Genomic DNA, 16,921 nt, shown 5'->3' on the forward strand with positions numbered 1-16,921 from the left:
AGTTATTACCCGTTTCGGAGAAACGGGCGTACTATCCGACACCCGCCACAAACTGCCATGCCAACCTCCAGCCCGACGCTCGCCGACTTCCTGCCGACTGCCGACGCGCAAGCGCCCAAGCCGCGGCCCGCATCAACCGCGCCGGTGCTGCTCTCCTCGCACGACCTGTACCGCACCTATCAGAAGGGCGACGTCAAGACGCCCGTCCTCCAGGGCGTGGACTTCGAGGTGCGTAGGGGCGAGTTCGTGGCGATCGTCGGCCAGTCCGGCAGCGGCAAGAGCACGCTGCTGCACCTGCTCGCCACGCTCGACCGGCCCGACGCGGGCGAGGTCCGCTTCGAGGGCAACCGCATCGACAACCTCGGCGGCGACGGCAAGAACATCCTCCGCAACCGGCACATCGGCATGATCTTCCAGGCGTACCACCTGGTGCCGGAGCTGACCGCGATCGAGAACGTGCTGTCGCCGGCGATGATCCGCTACAGCACGCTGGGCTACTGGCGGAACCGCCGGCAGCTCCACCAGCGGGCCGAAGAGCTCATGGAAACGGTCGAATTGAGCCACCGGCTGCACCACAAGCCGCGTGAACTGTCCGGCGGCGAGATGCAGCGGGTCGCGATCGCCCGCTCGCTGATGAGCGAACCCCGCCTGCTGCTGGCCGACGAGCCGACCGGCAACCTCGACCAGAACACGGGCGAGGAGATCCTGCGGCTCTTGGAACGGCTCAACGAGGAGCAGCAGCTAACGCTGGTCCTGGTGACGCACGACCTGCGCATCGCCGACCGGGCGCATCGGGTGGTGTCGCTGGTTGACGGCCGCGTTCAGGGCGGCGGCCTGGCGGCGGCGTAGCCGGCGCCACATGCAGCCCCGCAATAGCCGGCGAGCTACGCCTCGCCGGGAGCCCCGGGGAACGCCTTCCTGACGATCGGGCCTTGCACTGGGTCCTCCGCCGAGGCGTAGCTCGCCGGCTACGCTCTGGCCCTCGCTGACGCGTCGGGTGACGGTGGGCGACTTCTTTAATGTCGCCGCCGAATTGTTGCTGAAACCGGCCACCTAGCGCGGTCTAATGAAGAGGTGTTGGTGTGCCTGCCTACCGCTGGTGTGCGAGTAGGCTGCTGCGCGCCCGTGTGGTCGTTCGCGGCGTCAGTCGGTCACCGTGTTCTTAATGCGGCCCGGTTATTGTGTCCGATCGGCGCGACGAAATCGGACAAAACCCCCGCCCTGCTGTCCAGAAGAGGTTGCCGTAATGCCTTAGTACAAAAGCACCTACAGAAAAACCAGGGGGCTATAGGCCCAGAGTTTTGTCCCCTTCGCGCGTGTTTTTGGACAAAACGAATCGGTCAAAACCCGACGGTCTCAGGCTTGCTGGTACGCCAATAGCCGGCGAGCTACGCCTCGCCGGGAGCCCCGGGGAGCGTGCTCTTGATGGTTGGGCTTTGCACCGGGTTCCCCGCCGACGCGTAGCTCGCCGGCTACTTCGAGACCACCGATAGAAGCCAAGTCGAACCGCGATTTGTCAGTGTGATCTTGCTGCTGGTTAGCTCGGCTTCGACGCACTCTTCATCGCAGCTGACCCACTCGAATGCTCCACAGACGACACGCTTCACCGTACCGCGGTTGCCGCTTACCGGCCCCTCATAATCAAGGTACGCCAACCGGTGGTCGGCAAGCTTCTCGGCAGCGACTTCATGGACGCCTTCGGCGCCGCCCCATATTGCCGGAAGTGTACTCAGCGACCACGTGAGCAGCACGCTTTCGTGCTCGAGCATCAGGTCCCAGTGAGAGCCGACGCGGTAGTCGGGCGGGCACTCGTGGCGGAGGAGGACGTAGCGGGGCATGCCTCGATCGTAACCACCGCGGGCCGGACCACGCAAAGCCCTACGGCTCGACCGAGATGATCACCCGCTCGGTGACAGCGGCCGGCGCGCCCTGCCAGACGGCCTTCACGTCGATCACCGCCTGGCCGGGCGTGATCGCGTCGTAGGGGATGACAATCTGCTGGCGGCCGGCGGCCCCGGGCAACAACCGGCCGATCGGTGGGCTTAGCTGCAGCAGCGACGGCTGCGGCAGGAGCGCCGTGCCCTGTGGCAGGGTTGCGACGCGGGGGCGGAAGCTGAGCTGCGCCGGGTCGGTGATCTCGATGGCCACGTTGGTGAGCGGCTGCCCGGTGGTGTTTTCGAGCGTCACGACCAGGTCCGACGACGCCCGCAACCGGACCGGGTTGGCCTGGGAGCCCACCGTGATCCGCAGCGGCGCCGCCGCGGGGCCTGCAGCGGCCGGCGGGAGGATCTCGACTTTGGTCGCGTCCGCCACATTAATGCCGTCCCCGGTCAGGAACACCCGCACCTCGGCGGGGCTGCCCACCTGGGTCGCCATGTTGCAGTCGAAGCCGTAGTGCACGACCCGCTTCTGCCGCGGCCCCAGCTCGCCGAGTTCGGTGGACGCGCCTCCGTCGGACAACGGCGTCGTCGACTCGTCGAGCGGGCGGGGCAGGATCCCGCTCACCGTGAGAGCCGGATCGGGGGCGATGCGCAGCCGGAGGTTCCTGGCCGCGACGTCCGAGCTGTTCTCGATCTCGATGCTGAACCGGAACGACTCCTTGCCGACCGGGGGGCGGACCGGCGACAGCTGGAATATCCGAATCCCCACCTGGGCGGCCGCGGGCTGCTCTTCGATCGCGGTGAACTCCGCCTTGTCGAAGGCCTCGGCGACGCCGTCGGCGGTGACGGTCACCTCGTGCGAGTGCGGTCCGGCGGTAAGCACATCGAAAACCACGGTCAGGTCAACCGAGTCACGCGGGGCCAGGTCGCCCACGGCGTCGTTCTTGATTGCGCCCAACCCATCTCGGTCGAGCTCGGTGGTCAACCCGCTGTCGAACTTGTCCCTTAGCCGTACGTTCTGCGCGACCCCGTTGCCGATATTCCGCACCGTCAGCGTGTAGGCGACCTTGTCACCGACTTTGATCGGGTCGGGCGTGTCGCGTCGGATGCGGATCTCAAGCTCCGGCCGGCCAGGCGGGTTGATGCCGATCGGCGGTTCGTTACTCGGCGGGCCGGTGGCGGGCGGGGGCGTGGATGGCGGCGCGGTGGTTGGCGGGAGGGTCGGCGGCTCGGCCGCGGGCGCAACCGGCGGGAACAGCGGCTGCGTGCCGGGCGCGGTATTGGACCAGGTGACGGTCGCCTCGCCGGCGCCGACATCCAGCCGCGGGCTCGACGCGATGCCGGCCTGCTCGGGCCGAACGACCGTGATGCGGACGCGCGACGTGCCCGGCTGCGAGTCGGTCGGGGCAACCTCGACCTGCGCGACGCCGCGGCCGTCGGTCGCGACTTCGGCGACCTGCCCGGCGTCATACCCCAGACGGGCGCCGCTGCCGTCGGCGACCTCGTACCGGACGATCCACCCCTGCAGCGGCGCGCCGTCGGTCTGCCGCGTGATGGTGGTCGACAGGATATGGGGCTGCCCTGCGGCCACCACGGCCGATGGCGGCAGCTGCCACTGCGCGTCGACCCAGTAGATGGTGGCCTGCGCCCGGCGGGCGTTCCAGTTCTCTTCGTTGGGTGCGTAGGCCGTGATGTAGCTGGTGCCTTCCGACGGGCTGGTGATGCTGACCCAGGCCTCGCCATCGTTGATCTGCACGTCGTCGGCCGGGTCGTCGGTGCCGCGCCGCAGGCAGGTGTGCACCGGTGAGGTGTAGCCCACTGCGTAGGTGTTGTTGACCTTGCGGGGCGTGCTCCACGGGTACCGCATGAAGTCACGCTGGCCGGCGTCGCCGATCTCGGCAAACTGGCCGACGCCCTCCTGGTCGATCATCCACTCGATCTTGCGGTTGGTCAGCAGGTAGCCGTCTTTGCCACAGACGCCGGCCCGCATCACCACCTCGCTGCCCACCGGAGCGAGCACCCTGCCGGGCGTCAGCGTTACCCGGTTAGTCGGCTGCGCGGCGACCCCGCCGACTACGGGCGCCACCGGGCCGATCACCGGCGCGGGCTGGCGATCGCCAAACGGGCACAGCGGACAGCCGTCGCCGAGAGGACACAGCGGGCAGCCATCGCCAAACGGGCAGAGAGGGCATAGCGGGCAGCGGGGCCCGGTCGGCGCAGCCGCGGCGGGCAGCACCGGCGCCGCGACCGTGTTGCCTGCGGGTGGCGGGATCGTCGCGCCCGACGCGGCGACCGGCGGAACGGTGGCCTGGCTCAACGGACAGACAAAGAACCGCTCTCCCGACGGATCGATCCTCGGCAGCCCGTTGCAGATACACCCGGCCGAGGCGATCGCCGCCAGGGCGGCGATCACTAGCAGGCAGGCGGGTTGCGGGGGGCGGAGCGTCATGCTGGGCTGGGGCTGCCCGCATCCAGAGCGGGCAGTGGGGTTGGGGGCCGGCGAGTGGGCTGGCCCGTCCGACCGAACCAGCGGCGCCCCACGGGAGTGCGCAGCACGTCGGCCACGCAACTCTACCGCCCCAACCGGGCAATGATGTTAATTTGCAACCTCTAGCGGTGAGTTTTCTCAACATGCCGGTTGGGGGCGTGCGGGTGGCGCCGGCCGCGCCGGCTGTAGGGCCGAAGTTTGGGTGGCGGCCAGCGGGAGGGGCGTCCGGACCGCCCAAAACCCTGCCTATTTCTTGCTTTACCTATTTTCACTGATTACGATCAACGGAAGGCGCCGCCGGTCCTCTCGACCCGGCTGCGCCCGGCGTCCCAACCGGGCGCCCGTCCACGGAACAGGTCTCCCCGGCGACTGCTCACCTCCCTGCCGGACGAGAAGAAATTGCTGAACCTACCAAGGTGATCCGACCATGCGTGTCGCTACTAAGAATCTCATCCGCAGCCTGACTGGCGGCCTGCTGGCCGTCGCCCTGTGTGTCGTGCCCGCGTCCGCCCAATTCGGTGGCGGCGGCGGCGGCTTTGGCGGCGGTGGCGGTGGCCTTGGCGGCGGCGGTGGCGGCTTTGGCGGGGGTGGCGGTGGCCTTGGCGGCGGCGGTGGCACCCAGGGCACCCAGGGCGCGTCCGGCGTCGTGGTGGACGCCGAGGGCGTGATGCGTCGCGTCTCGGTGGCCGACCCCACGGGCGCATTGGCGCGGCAGCGCATCGAGCAGGCGATGGCCAAGCTCGAGGGCGACCTCACCAAACCGAGCAAGTTGCGCAAGGTCTCGCTGACGCGGCTGGAACAGGAGGTCGCCAAGAAGGTCGCCGCCGGCGAGCAGGCTGACGACGTCATGCAGCACCTGGCCGGCCTGACCCGCGTCGACTTCGTGTTCTGCTATCCAGAAACCGGCGACATCGTGATCGCCGGCCCGGCCGAGCCGTGGGCCGTGTCGCCCGCCGGCCGCACGCTGGGCGTGAAGAGCGGCCAGCCCGTGGTCGAGCTTCAGGACCTGGTTGTCGCGCTGCGGGCGTTCCCGCCGGCGGCCAGCAAGTCCGGCGAGACCGGCGCCAACAACCCGCTCATCTACTGCTCGATCGACCCGACCCAAGAGGGCCTGGCCCGGTTCCAAGAGTTCCTCGGCGGCTTCGCCCGCACCAGCACCGGCCGGCCGCCTAATCAGGCCGAGACCCAGATGCTGGTCAGCCAGATGCAGGAGAAGCTCGGCCCGCAGATGATCACCGTGGGCGGCGTCCCCGCTTCGACCCACTTCGCGCAGGTGTTGGTTGAGGCCGACTACCGCATGAAGCTGATCGGCATCGGCCTGGAGCAGCCGCCCGTGCGTCTCAAGAGCTACGTCGAGCGGGCCAACCCGTCGGCCGTGGCGCGGAACGCGATGCAGCGGTGGTACTTTGTGCCCGATTACGAGCGGCTGAAGGTGAGCGAGGACTCGCTCGCCATGGAGATCGTCGGCGAGGGCGTGAAGCTGATCGGCGAGGACGAGATGATCCAACAGTCCGGCGCCCGCAAGGCGGTGGGCCGCGGGAACCGCGCCAGCCAGGCGTTCGTCAGCGCGTTCACCAAGGCCTACCCGCAGTTGGCCGAGCGTTCGCCGGTCTACGCCCAACTCCGCAACTGCATCGACCTGGCGGTCGCCGCGGCGTTTATCCAGGACCGCGACCTCTACTCGCAGGCCGACTGGCAGATGACCACGTTCTCCGACGAGTCGGCCTACTCGGTCGAGACTGAGAACGCCCCGGAGAAGGTCGCCTCGGCGGTCAACAGCATCTGGAAAGGCAGCACGCTGATGACCCCCATCGGCGGCGGCGTGCACATCCGCCCGAGCGAGGCCCTGCAGCCGGTCAACCTGCTGGCGGACGAGGAGGGCCAGGTCGGCGCCGCCCGCAGCCAGGTCAACCTCGACAGCCTGAAGGCCGGCCAGTGGTGGTGGGACTAACGTCCTGCCTCAGAAGCTTAAAACGCCAACAGCCGATGGTCCGCCGGACCATCGGCTGTTTTCTTTCTCATGGCCAGGGTGTAGCTCAGGCGGCCGCGGTCAGCTGGCCAGGAACACCGACACCGGCTTCAAGCTGGTGTAGTGGTCGCAAGCGATCTTCACGACCAGCAGGATTGGCACCGCGAGGAAGATGCCACCGATGCCCCACACCCAGCCGCCGATAAACACGGCCAACAGGATCACAACCGGGTTCAGGCTGATAGACCGCCCCAGCACGGCAGGGGTGATCACGTTGGCCTCGATGCCGTTGGCGCCGAGGTAGATCGCGGGCGCCAGTAATGCACGGCCGATGTCGATTCCGTTGCCGGAGGGGTCCGGGAAGGCGGCCATGGCGCTGAGGAATACCAGGCAGGTGCCGATCACCAGGCCGGCAAACGGGATGTAATTGAGCAACGCCGCAATCACGCCCCACAGCAGCGGGTTCGGCATGCCGATCAGCCACAGGCCGGCGCCGATCGTCGCGCCCAGAGCGATGTTGATAACCGTGATCGCGCCCAGGTAGGTCGAGATCTTGCTCTGCAGGTCCTGCAGCAGCACCACGACGTCGCGTTTCTCTCGCCAGGTCGGCATGACCTCTACGGTCTTGACCAGGAACCGGTCGCCCGCGGCGAGCAGGAAGAAGAGCAGCGAGAACACAATAATCGTCCCGGTGGCGAACCCGCCGGTAGTGCTGAGCACATCGCTGGTGAGTGCGGGCTGCTTGATGCGGACCTCCAGCGGACCGGGCTCGCCCGGCGTGGCGGTCATCTTGCTCATCTCGGACTGCGCCTGCTGGATCTGCTGGATCGGCGCGGCCAGGTCGCGCAGGCTCTCGCCCACCTCGCGTAGACTGTGCGGAGCGTCGGCCAGCATCTCCGACGCGGGCTGCCACAGCGCCCGCGCGCCGAATACCGTCATCACGCCAATCACGGTCAAGACCAGCGTAGCACTCACAAAGTGGGGCACGCCCCACCGGTGCATACGGTTCACGATCGGCTTGAGCACCAGGCTGAGCATGACCGCCAGGGTCATCGGCAGCAGGATCGCCCGGGTGAAGTAGAACGTGTAGAACACCGCGAGTCCGGTGAGCAGGATCAGGCAGCGGCGTTCCAGGCTACGCTCGCGTGGCTGCCCGCTTCGCTCGGCCAGACGCCCGGACGTCGAGTGTGCCGCGTGCGGCTGAGTGGACGGGCGGTCCTCAGCGCCGCTTTCTTCTGTGGGGTCAATCGTAGCGACCTTGAGTTCCGACACTGCTAGACTCGCGATGAGAATGGTGGATGGCGCCTGCCTGGCGCCGCAGACCGGTGAGAAAGCAATCGGTATGCCGTCGCTGCAGAGTGGACAAACGCCCGCGATCTCTGCTCCGCCGCCACCCCGCACCGATCGCCTGGCAACCACACTGACCGCCCGCCACCCACGCCTGCCCCTGGGGTAGTAAGGGTCGCATCGGAATTCAGGCGTCATCCGCCACTTCGCCACTTTGGCCTGAGACTTGCGTCCGTTCCCACCAACCAAACGACAACAGCCAGGCCAGCGTCCCAGCCTGTCACCTTGGGGCGCAACACCGAACAAGGAGCGACGCTACCATGCACGCACAAGGACAACATGCACAGATCGAAGGCGGGTGGAACGAGCTCAAGGGCAAGGTCAAGGAGAGCTGGGGCGAGCTCAGCGACGACGAGCTCCGGCAGTTCGAGGGCGACGCCCAGCAGTTCATCGGATTCCTCCAGCGGAAGACGGGCCAGGCGCAGGAGCAGGTTGAAAAGAAGCTTGCGGAACTCGACGCACGCTTCCGGCCGCTGCTCGGTCAGGCTACCGCCGCGGCGCAGGAGTATCTTCAGAGCGGCGCCGAGGCCGCAACCGACGCCGCCGCGTACGTCCGCGACAGCGTCGCTGCGAAGCACGCGCAGGCGGAGCAGGCGGTGCGACGCCGGCCCATCGAGTCGGTGGCGGTCGCGTTCGGCACCGGCATAATCGCGGGCGCCGTCGTCGGCTTACTGCTGCGTCAGCGCTAAGATCCGCGTGGCACGCCACACCATCTCCAACCGCGATCGAGGACCAATATGACACCGACAAACCGACTCCCGCAGAGCGCCGGCAGTTGCAACATCGCCAAGACAGAAGAGTACATCCGATCCCGCCCCGACGAATCCGTGCTAATGGCCCTCGCCGCCGGCGCGGCGGTGGGCGTGGCGCTCGGGATTGTCGTGGGCGGATCCCGGGGTGGCGGCGCCCACAGCCGCCGAGTCGCCGAAGGTTTGGGCGAACGCCTGATGCACTCGCTCGAACGGGTGCTGCCAGATTCGATCCACTCCGTCATGGGAGGCAAATGATGGCCGGTGGCAACCACCACGGCCGCTTCGGCATGAATGGGAATGGCCACGCCTCGCCTGATCAGCTTGCCGAACGGATGGATCGGGTGCGCCGTGACCTGCAGCGTGACGTTGCGCAGCTTTCGGAGGACGCCAGACAGGTTACCGACTGGCGGTACTACGTCCGCCGCCACCCGCTCGCTACTGCGGGCCTGGCGGCACTCGTGGGTTACAGCCTGATCCCCGCCAAGAAGAAGGTAGTGCAGGCCTCTCGGGACGACATCGAATCGCTAGTACGCCAGGGCAAGTTGAAGGTCGTGGCCGAGGGTCAGACGGCTCAGAAGGCCGGCGTGGTGTCGGCGTCGTTGCTTGCGCTGGGCACGGTGGCAACCAGAGCGTTTGTCGCCTACGCCGGCAAGCGGCTGGGCGAGCGGCTCGAAGCTAGCGGATCGCCGTTCGGCCCGGCCCCGTCCGAGTAATTAACGGCAACCCGCCCAAGGTTGAGCAATGCCCGAAGAACCAACCACCACAGCCGTGCCGCCGATCTACTCGGCGGAGAATATCAACCCACAGGACGCGCAGTCCGGCATGCTCGGTCGGGCTACGGAGGTTTTGTCGCGCAACCCGGCCGCCTGTTTGGCTACTGCGCTCGTTACAGGAGCAATCATCGGATGGTTAGTCAAGCGAAAGTAAACCGCGCGGCCAGTCACCAAGAAGATGCGGCGCATCCGGCCCGGCATGGGCGGAGCTTCGCCGCCGACGCAATCGAACTGTGCGAGCTGCAAGGGGCGTTGCTAGCCGCCGACTTCAAACAAGCCCTAGCCGCGGGTCGGATCGGCGGTGTGCTCGTACTGGCGGCCGGTGCGCTGATGTTCGCCGCCGCTCCGGTGCTGCTGCTCGCGTTGGCTAGCTGGTTCGAAACCTCACTGGACCTCAGCCGCGGCGCCAGCCTGCTTGCGGCGGGGTTCGCCGGCGCCGCAGCCGGGTTTGCGATGCTGCTCGCCGGATGGGCCGTCGCCCGACGGGGAGTGGCGGCGTTGGGGCGCTCTCGCGAGGAGTGCCGACGAAACCTCGCCTGGTTTAAACAGATGCTCACCCGCGGCGTCGACCGGCCCTGCTAAACATCCCCTAGTCATACCCCGCCGATAACTCTAGTCACCCACCGAACCCAGGAAAATCCATGTCCACCTCTGCCACACAGACTTCGCAGCTCGAAGACACAACGGCGTACCCGCCGGACCCCGAGCACCTTCAGCCAGGCGCCGACCTGGTCGACTACGTGAAAGAATACGCGCGGCAAAAGCCCGAGGTCGCGGCGTTGTGGTGCTTCGGGATTGGCTTCATCGTCGGATGGAAGCTCAAGCCTTGGTAGGCTCCATCCCCGGGCGGCTGAGGGCGTGACTGGGGTCGCGCCCCGCCAGCTCGGCGGCCCGCTCGAAGCAAGCGCGGATCTGCTCGTCGATGAGCAGCATGACCTCGTCATTGCTCATCTCAGCGAGCCGCTCATTGGGGATCGTCTCGCCGTAGACGATTGCAATCTTCTTTGGCTTGGGGAACGGCGCCTTGTAGGGCATCGCTTCGTAGGCGCCATTGATGCCGATCGGCATGAGCGAGGCCTTGCCCCGCCGCAGCAGCGTGAGCACACCCGGCTGCATCGGCTGTAGGTGGCCATCCATCGTGCGTGAGCCCTCCGGGAATACCAGCACCGCATCCCCCAACTTGACTCTGGCGAGCGTCGCCCGCAGGCCCGCGAGTGCGCTGCCTTCCTGATCGACCGGGATGGCGTCGTACGAGCGGATCAGCATCCCGAAAAGACCTCGGAATAAGGTTTCGCGTGCGAAATAGCAGATGATCCTTGGGCAGAACACGCCCACCAGCAGAGGGTCGAGATGGCTCCCGTGATTGCAGACAAACACCGCCGGGCCAGACTTCGGCGCGTTCTCGCGTCCCTCGGTGACTAGCCGGAACCAGACGCGGGCGAACGAGCCAATGACAAACTGAGTCAGCCGGTACCACAGCCGTTTGGCGAGCGAACGGTGATGGACCGGGGGCTTCTCGGTAGCTTCCATGCGGATTCCCTTCTCAGCAGCCGGCGGGCCGCCGCTGCTCGACAATCTCCAAGAGCCTGGCCACGACCTGTTCGTGGCTCATCCCGTCGGTTGATACCTCGATGGCGTCGTCCGCTTTGGCGAGCCCGCCGATCGGGCGGGCAGCGTCCTGGTCGTCGCGGTCGCGCTGCGTCTGGAGCACCTCCTGCAGCGACACCCGCTCGCCCCGCTTCGTCAGGTCGAGGAAGCGGCGTTCGGCGCGGACCGACTCGCTGGCGGTGAGGAAGATCTTGCACTCGGCGTCCGGGAACACCACCGTCGACTGGTCGCGGCCCTCGGTCACGATATCGCGGTGGCGGCCGACATGCCGCTGCAAGTCAACCAACCTCTCGCGCACGCCGGGGTGATCGGCGGCGTGCCGCGTCGCGGCGGTGACCTCCGAGGTTCGCACTTCACGGGTCACGTCTTCTCCGTTGAGCGTCACCTGGCTGTCTGTGGCGTCGATGTCGCACGCTAGCGCCACGCTCAGAAGCGCGTCGGGGTCCGTAAGATCAACTCCGGCCCGCAGCGCCGCCAGCGTTACGGCCCGGTACATCGCCCCGGTGTCGAGAAACTGGAAGCCAAGGCGTCGGGCCAGCTCCCTCGCGGCGCTGCTCTTACCGGCTCCGGCGGGGCCATCAATCGTGACAATCATGAAGCAACGCAGCGGTGGGGGAGTCGGGACGCCACTATCGTAATCCGACCGGAGGGGCTTACCAAGAGAGCTCGATCAGCCGCGACTCGTACGCGTTGAGCGGCAGCACGACCGAGTCGCCCAGCTGGTCAAGCGAACCGCGACGCTGCCCCCCCGGACCGAGCCAGTAGGCGGCGGACGGCCGCTTCGCGAGCTGCACCCGCACGTCCGCGCTGCGTCCCTCGGTCTCAATGAGCTCCAGGCGGAGGGCAGGGCCATCGTCGACAAACCGCACCCGCGATATCTGGACATTGCCACAGTCCTGGTGGACCAGCCAGCCCGATTCGCCCGCAGACGCGGCGCACGGCGCGATCGGCGCCGGGCGGAGCTGCGACTCGAGGTCGAGCCACACCCTCAACGGACGCGGCTCGTCGAGGGCGACCGCCAACCGGCTGCGGCATCGCCCGTCTGCGTCCATTGGAAGGAAGCTATCGAGCATCCGCCCGCCGAACCGCAGGTGTTCCCCGAAGCCGGTTCCACACAGCGTCAACGAGTCCTCGCCCACCGAAGCGTGCACGTATTCATTGGCGGCGAACGCGGTGCGGTGGGTCGGAAGACGCGACCACTGCACGCCGCGGTTGATCAGCCAGTCGGCCTCCGGGAGCGCGAAACGGCTGACGAACCGCAGCTCGTCAAGACTCGTGGTCGCATCCTCGGCGTCAATCAGCACGTCAATATAGAGTCGGTTGCACCTCGCAAGCAGGTAGAACCGTTGCTCGAACCTTGCGACCAGCCCACCCTTGAGATCGAAGATCTTCCCGGCGGAAATTGCGGCCCCGCGGTCCTGCGTGCAGGCCAGCACGCGCGGTTCATCGAGCTCAAAGCGGATTGGCAGATCGATCCGGCTGGTCCCCCTCCGCACGGCCAGGCGCTGCGACAACCGGTTGCGACGTTTGCTCTGGGTCCTCAGCGTGCGGACGCCGCCGCTCTCTGGGTCGAGCAGGACTTGATAATGTTCGTTCTGCACCGCGGCCGGCGTGGCCCGCGCCGGAGCGTCCGCGGTCTGAGTTGGCGACTGCGTTGGGGGCGGTCCGTCGCCGATGACGCGGTACCCAAGCGCCGGCACATCGGGCACGATCTCGGCCGTCAGCAAGTCGCAGCGCCCGGTAGTTTCGTCCAGCCCGCCGGCCAGCACCGTCCGCTTGAACGAACACGCGTTAAAAACCAGCCGACCGCCGCTGCCGCCCGCGGGCGGCTTGGCTTTCACGACCGCCCGCCCAAGAAGTGCGGCGAGATCTTCCGCCGAATCGCCCGACGCGGCGGGCCCACCCACCAGCGCCGAAGCGTACCCCGCCACGGCGGCCAGGTTGGCGTCGATCTCAGGCCGAGCGCCCGGCCCGGTGTACACGGCCAGTTGATCGTCGTAGATCGTCGAGTTCGGCGCGACGCCCTGGGTCTCGCTGAAGTACTGGTCGACCGTCATCATTGTTCCCAGCAGCGTGCTGCGGGCGGCAACACGTCGCAGGTCACCGAACAATTCGTGCCGGCAACCGGCCCAGGCCGCGAACACCTCGGTAGACAAGTGCTCGCGGTAGAGCGAGTCGCTTAGCTGACTGGCAAAGCCGAGCAGCGCCGCCGCTGCACCCGCGTCGCGCGGCTTGCAGACCAGGGTCTCGGTAAAATCACCATCCGGATTGAGCCAGGCGAACCGGGTCTGATCGACAACCGGAGGCGACAGTCCGTCCAGCGGCACGACCAGCAAGCCCGCGGCGTCGACCGCTGCGGCGGTCGACGCCAGCCGCGGGGGGAGTCCGCCGTGGGTGTGCGCAATAGCCGGGTGCCCTGCCGGGGAGATCTGCCTAGCGAGCGACTCCGCCTCCGCCACGTGCCGGCGCAGCCCCTCGGGTGACTCCCCGGCCAGCGACTCCACGCCGCAGGCGGCGGCCACGCTCTGCTCGCGCAGGCGGGAGAGCTGCGGACCGCCCTGCTCCAGCAGGGCGCTGCCGACCTCGGGGGAGACCAGGAAGGTCTTCGGGGAGTCCTCCTCCAGCTCGCGTTCAAGCCGTCCGCCGAGCGTGCGCTCATTCAGCAGCACCAGGTCCAACAGATAGGTCTGCACAGCAAACGAGTGGTCGCGGACCTGTTCGAGCAGGTCGTACGCGCCGCGCAGGCCGGACTCGACGCTCGGGTCGTCTCCCTCGACGGCCGCTCGGGCGGCCTCCACAACACGGCGTTCCAACTCGTCCAAGCTGATAATCGCCCCGTAGCTGAGGCTGTGGGTCAGCAGCTCCGCCTGAACAAACGCGTAGCCCAGCGCATAGAATTCTGGGGCCCAGCGGCTGCCGTGCTCGGTTAGCGGCAGGCCCCGTTCGACGGCGGCCGCAATAATCTGGTCGCGGTGCTCGAATCCTTCCAGCAGCACAACACCGTGGTCAGATGCCTCGGCCAGGGCGTCACGCCAGGCGGCGAGCTCCGGCGTTTCGCTCAGCTGGGGCACGATCGCCAGCGCCGACGGGATGTTCTCTGGCGCCGGCGGCGAGTGCGCCGAGCCGACTCGCGGCAGCCCGCCGGTCTGAGCCAGCAGCTCCGGACGCCAGGCGGCTGTCCAGCTGTGGAGCACCGTTGCGGAATCCTGCTCGGAGAGATGGGTCGGAAAGTCGCCCAACCCGTCACACGGCAGAACGGCGATGACGCTCCGTAAGTGCATGTGATGTCTAGGTTTGGCGGGTTCGCGGACCGGTCGTAGCGGTTGACAGGGCCAACCCGCCTGATGGGCGTCGGTAGGCCCCGCTCGGGACCCGAACCAAAGGCTACCCAGGTTCCAAAGTGAGATTAGAATGGAGGTTACGACAACAGGCCGCTTGCGGGAAGCGGCCCAGCCCGCCGCCCACGGAACCGCGGCGGGTCGATCCGCTTCTCAAAGATAGGTCGCACGCCTCCCGTTGGCCCCGCGCGGGTCCACCCGTTGTGGTTCGCCACAAGTGGGCCGCCCACGCGAATGCGGGGAAAATGGGGCGCAGGCTTTGATTCACTTGAGCGCCGCACGCGGTGGCTCAGTATGATGAATGGTTTGCAGCGGAGTGTCGACGGGCAACGCTCTTCGGAACAGAGGACACGACAAGAATGGCCAAGACTGGCGCCGTTTGGGGCATCGATATCGGTCAGTGCGCGCTCAAGGCGCTGCGGTGCCGCGCTCACGAGAAGGACTCGAACAAGATTGTCGTCGAGGCGTTCGACTACATCGAGTACCCCAAGATCCTCAGCCAGCCCGACGCGGACCGCGACGAGCTGATCCGCGAGGCGATCGAGACCTTCCTCTCGCGCAACGAGATCAAGGGGGACCGGGTCGCGATGTCGGTGCCCGGCCAGAGCGGCCTGGCCCGGTTCATCAAGCTGCCGCCGGTCGAGTCGAAGAAGATCCCGGACATCGTCAAGTACGAGGCCCGGCAGCAGATCCCCTTCGCGTTGGAAGACGTCGTCTGGGACTACCAGGCGCTGGAGGGCGGCAGCCAGGACGAGGGCTACGCGCTCGAGACCGAGGTCGGCCTGTTCGCGATGAAGCGTGACCAGGTGTCCAAGGCGCTCGCGCCGCTGGAGGAGGCCGGCATCGAGGTCGACACCATCCAGCTCGCGCCGCTGGCGGTCTACAACTACACCTGCTTCGACCGGATGAACAACCTGGAGGACGCACCGGCGTTCGACCCGGAGAGCCCGCCGCCGTCGAAGGTGGTGCTGTCGCTCGGCGCCGACACCACCGACCTAGTCATCACCAACGGCTACCGCGTCTGGCAGCGGAACATCCCGATCGGCGGCTCCCACTTCACCAAGGCGCTGACCAAGGAGCTGAAGCTCACGTTCGCCAAGGCGGAGCACCTCAAGCGGAACGCCAAGAAGGCCGAGGACCCCAAGGCGATCTTCCAGGCGATGCGCCCGGTGTTCAGCGACCTCGCCGCCGAGATCCAGCGGTCGCTCGGCTTCTTCATGAGCAACAACCGGGGCGCCGAGCTGGACGAAATCATTGCCCTGGGCAACCCGATGAAGCTGCCCGGCCTGCAGCGGTTCCTCACTCAGAACCTGGACCAGCAGGTCACGCCGGTCGAGTCCTTCCCCGGGCTGGTCGGCGGCAGCGTCACCGCGACGCCTCAGTTTGAGGAGAACCACCTGGCCTTCGCGACCGCGTACGGCCTGTGCGTTCAGGGCCTGGGGCTCGCCCAGCTCTCCACCGACCTGCTGCCCGACGAGCTGATCACCTCGCGCCTGGTGCGGGCCAAGAAGCCGTGGGCGGTCGCGGCCGCCGCGCTGCTGATGGTGGGCATGACCGCCAACTACGCCGGCTACCACAGCGCATGGGGAACCGTCGACGTCGAGGGCGACTGGAGCGGGCCGATCACCCAGGCCAAGAGCCTGTCGGGAACCTCCGGGCAGTACACCGGTGAGTTCAGCACTCTCAAGGAGCAGTTCAACACCATCAAGACCATCGGCGACAACCTGCAGAGCAACGCCGACGGCCGACTGCTGTGGCCGGAGTTGGTGATGGCCGTCGACGCCGCGGTGCCGATCGACACGCGTCCCAAGGACCAGCGTGAGCGGACCGCCAAGGACGTCACACAGCGCGAAGAGGTGCACATCGAGAGCATGGACGTGCAGCACTTCGAGGACCTCTCCACCTGGTTCCAGGGCGGGGTTGCCGAGCTGTACGAGGAGGCTCGCAAGTCTGAGGCGTACGTCGCGGCCCGCGCGGCCGAGGTGGCGGCCGCCAAGAAGGCCGCCGAGGACGCGGCCAAAGCGGCGGCCAGCGCCGACGCCGCGCCCACGGCCCCGGGGGCCCCCGCCGCCCCGCCGGCAGACGGCGAGGTGGTCGAGGACGAAGAGCTCCCGCTCGCCGGCGAGGACCCAGCAGCCGACGTAGGCATGGAGCAGGACTCCTTCGGCGACGACGGCATGGGCGGCGACGCCGCTCCTGTCGGCCCCACCGGGGCCGGCTACATCATCGAGCTGACCGGGCACCACTTCCACAACACCAACGACGCCGTCGACGTGAAGTACGACGCTACCGACGAGGGGCAGGAGTTCGTCCGCAAGACACTGGTCAAGAACCTGCTGGAGAAGTCGATCAAGCTCCCCGACGGGGAGGACGGCGCCGAGCAAGAAGTCATGCTCAAGGACCTCGGCATCAGCTACCCGGTGATCGTCACCAAGGGGCGCATCGAATCCATCAAGTACGACCCCGAGGCCCTCGAGGGCGACGAGATGGGCGCCAACCGCCGCCGCAACGTCGGCATGGAGGACGTGAACCCCTTCGATCAGCCCCGCCGCGGGGCGCCCCGGCCGGCAGCGGACGCCGAGCCGGTCGACCCGGACGAGGGCCTGTGGAAGCTGCGCCGGTACGACTTCAAGCTGCAGTTTATGTGGCAGCCTAAGCCGCGTCACGAACGCAAGGCCGCGGCGGCCGCCGCCGACACGGCGGCAGACGGGTTCGACGGCACCGCGTCCACCGACCCCACGGGCGGCTTCAACGGCTAAGCAAACC

The 16,921-nt window shown here is 67.5% G+C and carries 15 protein-coding genes; 9 read left to right on the forward strand and 6 right to left on the reverse strand.

Annotated features, from left to right (window positions below; all coding sequences use genetic code 11):
* Window positions 1-57 precede the first annotated feature (57 nt).
* Window positions 58-849 (forward strand): ABC transporter ATP-binding protein, encoded by a 792-nt coding sequence (locus tag KOR34_RS14055; RefSeq protein ID WP_146565191.1) that lies wholly within the window; start codon window positions 58-60, stop codon window positions 847-849.
* Between the two features lie 623 nt (window positions 850-1,472).
* Here the strand turns inward: KOR34_RS14055 and KOR34_RS14060 are convergent.
* Window positions 1,473-1,838 (reverse strand): hypothetical protein, encoded by a 366-nt coding sequence (locus tag KOR34_RS14060; RefSeq protein WP_146565192.1) that lies wholly within the window; start codon window positions 1,836-1,838, stop codon window positions 1,473-1,475.
* A 40-nt stretch (window positions 1,839-1,878) separates the two neighbouring features.
* Window positions 1,879-4,329 (reverse strand): DUF11 domain-containing protein, encoded by a 2,451-nt coding sequence (locus tag KOR34_RS14065; RefSeq protein ID WP_146565193.1) that lies wholly within the window; start codon window positions 4,327-4,329, stop codon window positions 1,879-1,881.
* Between the two features lie 466 nt (window positions 4,330-4,795).
* Here KOR34_RS14065 and KOR34_RS14070 point away from each other — a divergent pair, with 466 nt between their 5' ends.
* Window positions 4,796-6,319: a DUF1598 domain-containing protein gene (locus tag KOR34_RS14070; protein ID WP_197531411.1), complete on the forward strand. Its 1,524-nt coding sequence runs from the start codon at window positions 4,796-4,798 to the stop codon at window positions 6,317-6,319.
* Window positions 6,320-6,418: 99 nt separating this feature from the next.
* Here KOR34_RS14070 and KOR34_RS14075 read toward each other — a convergent pair whose 3' ends face one another.
* Entirely contained in the window at window positions 6,419-7,609 is a 1,191-nt protein-coding gene (locus tag KOR34_RS14075) for an AI-2E family transporter (RefSeq protein ID WP_197531412.1), read from the reverse strand.
* Window positions 7,610-7,944: 335 nt separating this feature from the next.
* Between KOR34_RS14075 and KOR34_RS14080 the strand changes: the two genes are divergently transcribed.
* From KOR34_RS14080 to KOR34_RS14105, 6 genes are read left to right on the forward strand one after another with little or no spacing between them, the layout of a single operon-like run.
* Window positions 7,945-8,373 carry a CsbD family protein gene (locus KOR34_RS14080; protein WP_146565195.1) on the forward strand — a complete coding sequence of 143 codons (429 nt, stop codon included), beginning with the start codon at window positions 7,945-7,947 and terminating at the stop codon, window positions 8,371-8,373.
* A 48-nt stretch (window positions 8,374-8,421) separates the two neighbouring features.
* Window positions 8,422-8,691 (forward strand): hypothetical protein, encoded by a 270-nt coding sequence (locus tag KOR34_RS14085; RefSeq protein WP_146565196.1) that lies wholly within the window; start codon window positions 8,422-8,424, stop codon window positions 8,689-8,691.
* Window positions 8,691-9,149, forward strand: a complete 459-nt coding sequence (locus KOR34_RS14090; RefSeq protein WP_146565197.1) for a hypothetical protein — start codon at window positions 8,691-8,693, stop codon at window positions 9,147-9,149. The genes KOR34_RS14085 and KOR34_RS14090 overlap by 1 nt, the downstream gene beginning before the upstream one ends.
* 28 nt (window positions 9,150-9,177) lie before the next feature.
* Window positions 9,178-9,363, forward strand: a complete 186-nt coding sequence (locus tag KOR34_RS14095) for a hypothetical protein (RefSeq protein WP_146565198.1) — start codon at window positions 9,178-9,180, stop codon at window positions 9,361-9,363.
* Window positions 9,342-9,791: a phage holin family protein gene (locus KOR34_RS14100; RefSeq protein WP_146565199.1), complete on the forward strand. Its 450-nt coding sequence runs from the start codon at window positions 9,342-9,344 to the stop codon at window positions 9,789-9,791. Before KOR34_RS14095 ends, KOR34_RS14100 begins: the two co-directional genes overlap by 22 nt.
* A gap of 59 nt (window positions 9,792-9,850) precedes the next feature.
* Window positions 9,851-10,042, forward strand: a complete 192-nt coding sequence (locus tag KOR34_RS14105; RefSeq protein ID WP_146565200.1) for a hypothetical protein — start codon at window positions 9,851-9,853, stop codon at window positions 10,040-10,042.
* On the opposite strand, the gene KOR34_RS14110 is transcribed toward KOR34_RS14105, so the two are convergent.
* Genes KOR34_RS14110 through KOR34_RS14120 form a run of 3 tightly spaced genes read right to left on the reverse strand, consistent with a single transcriptional unit; the run spans window position 10,029 to window position 14,011 of the window.
* Window positions 10,029-10,739: a lysophospholipid acyltransferase family protein gene (locus KOR34_RS14110; protein WP_146565201.1), complete on the reverse strand. Its 711-nt coding sequence runs from the start codon at window positions 10,737-10,739 to the stop codon at window positions 10,029-10,031. The two genes, KOR34_RS14105 and KOR34_RS14110, sit on opposite strands and share 14 nt — an antisense overlap.
* Window positions 10,740-10,752: 13 nt before the next feature.
* A complete protein-coding gene (cmk, locus tag KOR34_RS14115; protein ID WP_146565202.1) occupies window positions 10,753-11,412 on the reverse strand; it encodes a (d)CMP kinase in 660 nt (219 codons plus the stop codon).
* Between the two features lie 58 nt (window positions 11,413-11,470).
* Window positions 11,471-14,011 (reverse strand): hypothetical protein, encoded by a 2,541-nt coding sequence (locus KOR34_RS14120; protein WP_197531413.1) that lies wholly within the window; start codon window positions 14,009-14,011, stop codon window positions 11,471-11,473.
* 503 nt (window positions 14,012-14,514) lie between these two features.
* Here KOR34_RS14120 and pilM point away from each other — a divergent pair.
* On the forward strand, window positions 14,515-16,914 hold the full coding sequence (gene pilM, locus KOR34_RS14125; RefSeq protein ID WP_146565204.1) for a type IV pilus assembly protein PilM: 2,400 nt from the start codon (window positions 14,515-14,517) through the stop codon (window positions 16,912-16,914).
* The last annotated feature ends 7 nt before the right edge of the window (window positions 16,915-16,921 follow it).

Source organism: Posidoniimonas corsicana (genome assembly GCF_007859765.1).
In the GTDB taxonomy this organism is placed as follows: Bacteria; Planctomycetota; Planctomycetia; order Pirellulales; family Lacipirellulaceae; genus Posidoniimonas; species Posidoniimonas corsicana.

Bases quoted from the DNA above. Each gene is read 5' to 3' on its own strand.
- KOR34_RS14060 (WP_146565192.1), bottom strand. From the start codon at position 1,838: ATGCCCCGCTACGTCCTCCTCCGCCACGAGTGCCCGCCCGACTACCGC.
- KOR34_RS14110 (WP_146565201.1), bottom strand. From the start codon at position 10,739: ATGGAAGCTACCGAGAAGCCCCCGGTCCATCACCGTTCGCTCGCCAAA.
- KOR34_RS14085 (WP_146565196.1), top strand. From the start codon at position 8,422: ATGACACCGACAAACCGACTCCCGCAGAGCGCCGGCAGTTGCAACATC.
- KOR34_RS14070 (WP_197531411.1), top strand. From the start codon at position 4,796: ATGCGTGTCGCTACTAAGAATCTCATCCGCAGCCTGACTGGCGGCCTG.
- KOR34_RS14095 (WP_146565198.1), top strand. From the start codon at position 9,178: ATGCCCGAAGAACCAACCACCACAGCCGTGCCGCCGATCTACTCGGCG.
- KOR34_RS14055 (WP_146565191.1), top strand. From the start codon at position 58: ATGCCAACCTCCAGCCCGACGCTCGCCGACTTCCTGCCGACTGCCGAC.
- cmk (WP_146565202.1), bottom strand. From the start codon at position 11,412: ATGATTGTCACGATTGATGGCCCCGCCGGAGCCGGTAAGAGCAGCGCC.
- KOR34_RS14090 (WP_146565197.1), top strand. From the start codon at position 8,691: ATGGCCGGTGGCAACCACCACGGCCGCTTCGGCATGAATGGGAATGGC.
- KOR34_RS14100 (WP_146565199.1), top strand. From the start codon at position 9,342: ATGGTTAGTCAAGCGAAAGTAAACCGCGCGGCCAGTCACCAAGAAGAT.
- KOR34_RS14105 (WP_146565200.1), top strand. From the start codon at position 9,851: ATGTCCACCTCTGCCACACAGACTTCGCAGCTCGAAGACACAACGGCG.
- KOR34_RS14080 (WP_146565195.1), top strand. From the start codon at position 7,945: ATGCACGCACAAGGACAACATGCACAGATCGAAGGCGGGTGGAACGAG.
- pilM (WP_146565204.1), top strand. From the start codon at position 14,515: ATGGCCAAGACTGGCGCCGTTTGGGGCATCGATATCGGTCAGTGCGCG.
- KOR34_RS14065 (WP_146565193.1), bottom strand. From the start codon at position 4,329: ATGACGCTCCGCCCCCCGCAACCCGCCTGCCTGCTAGTGATCGCCGCC.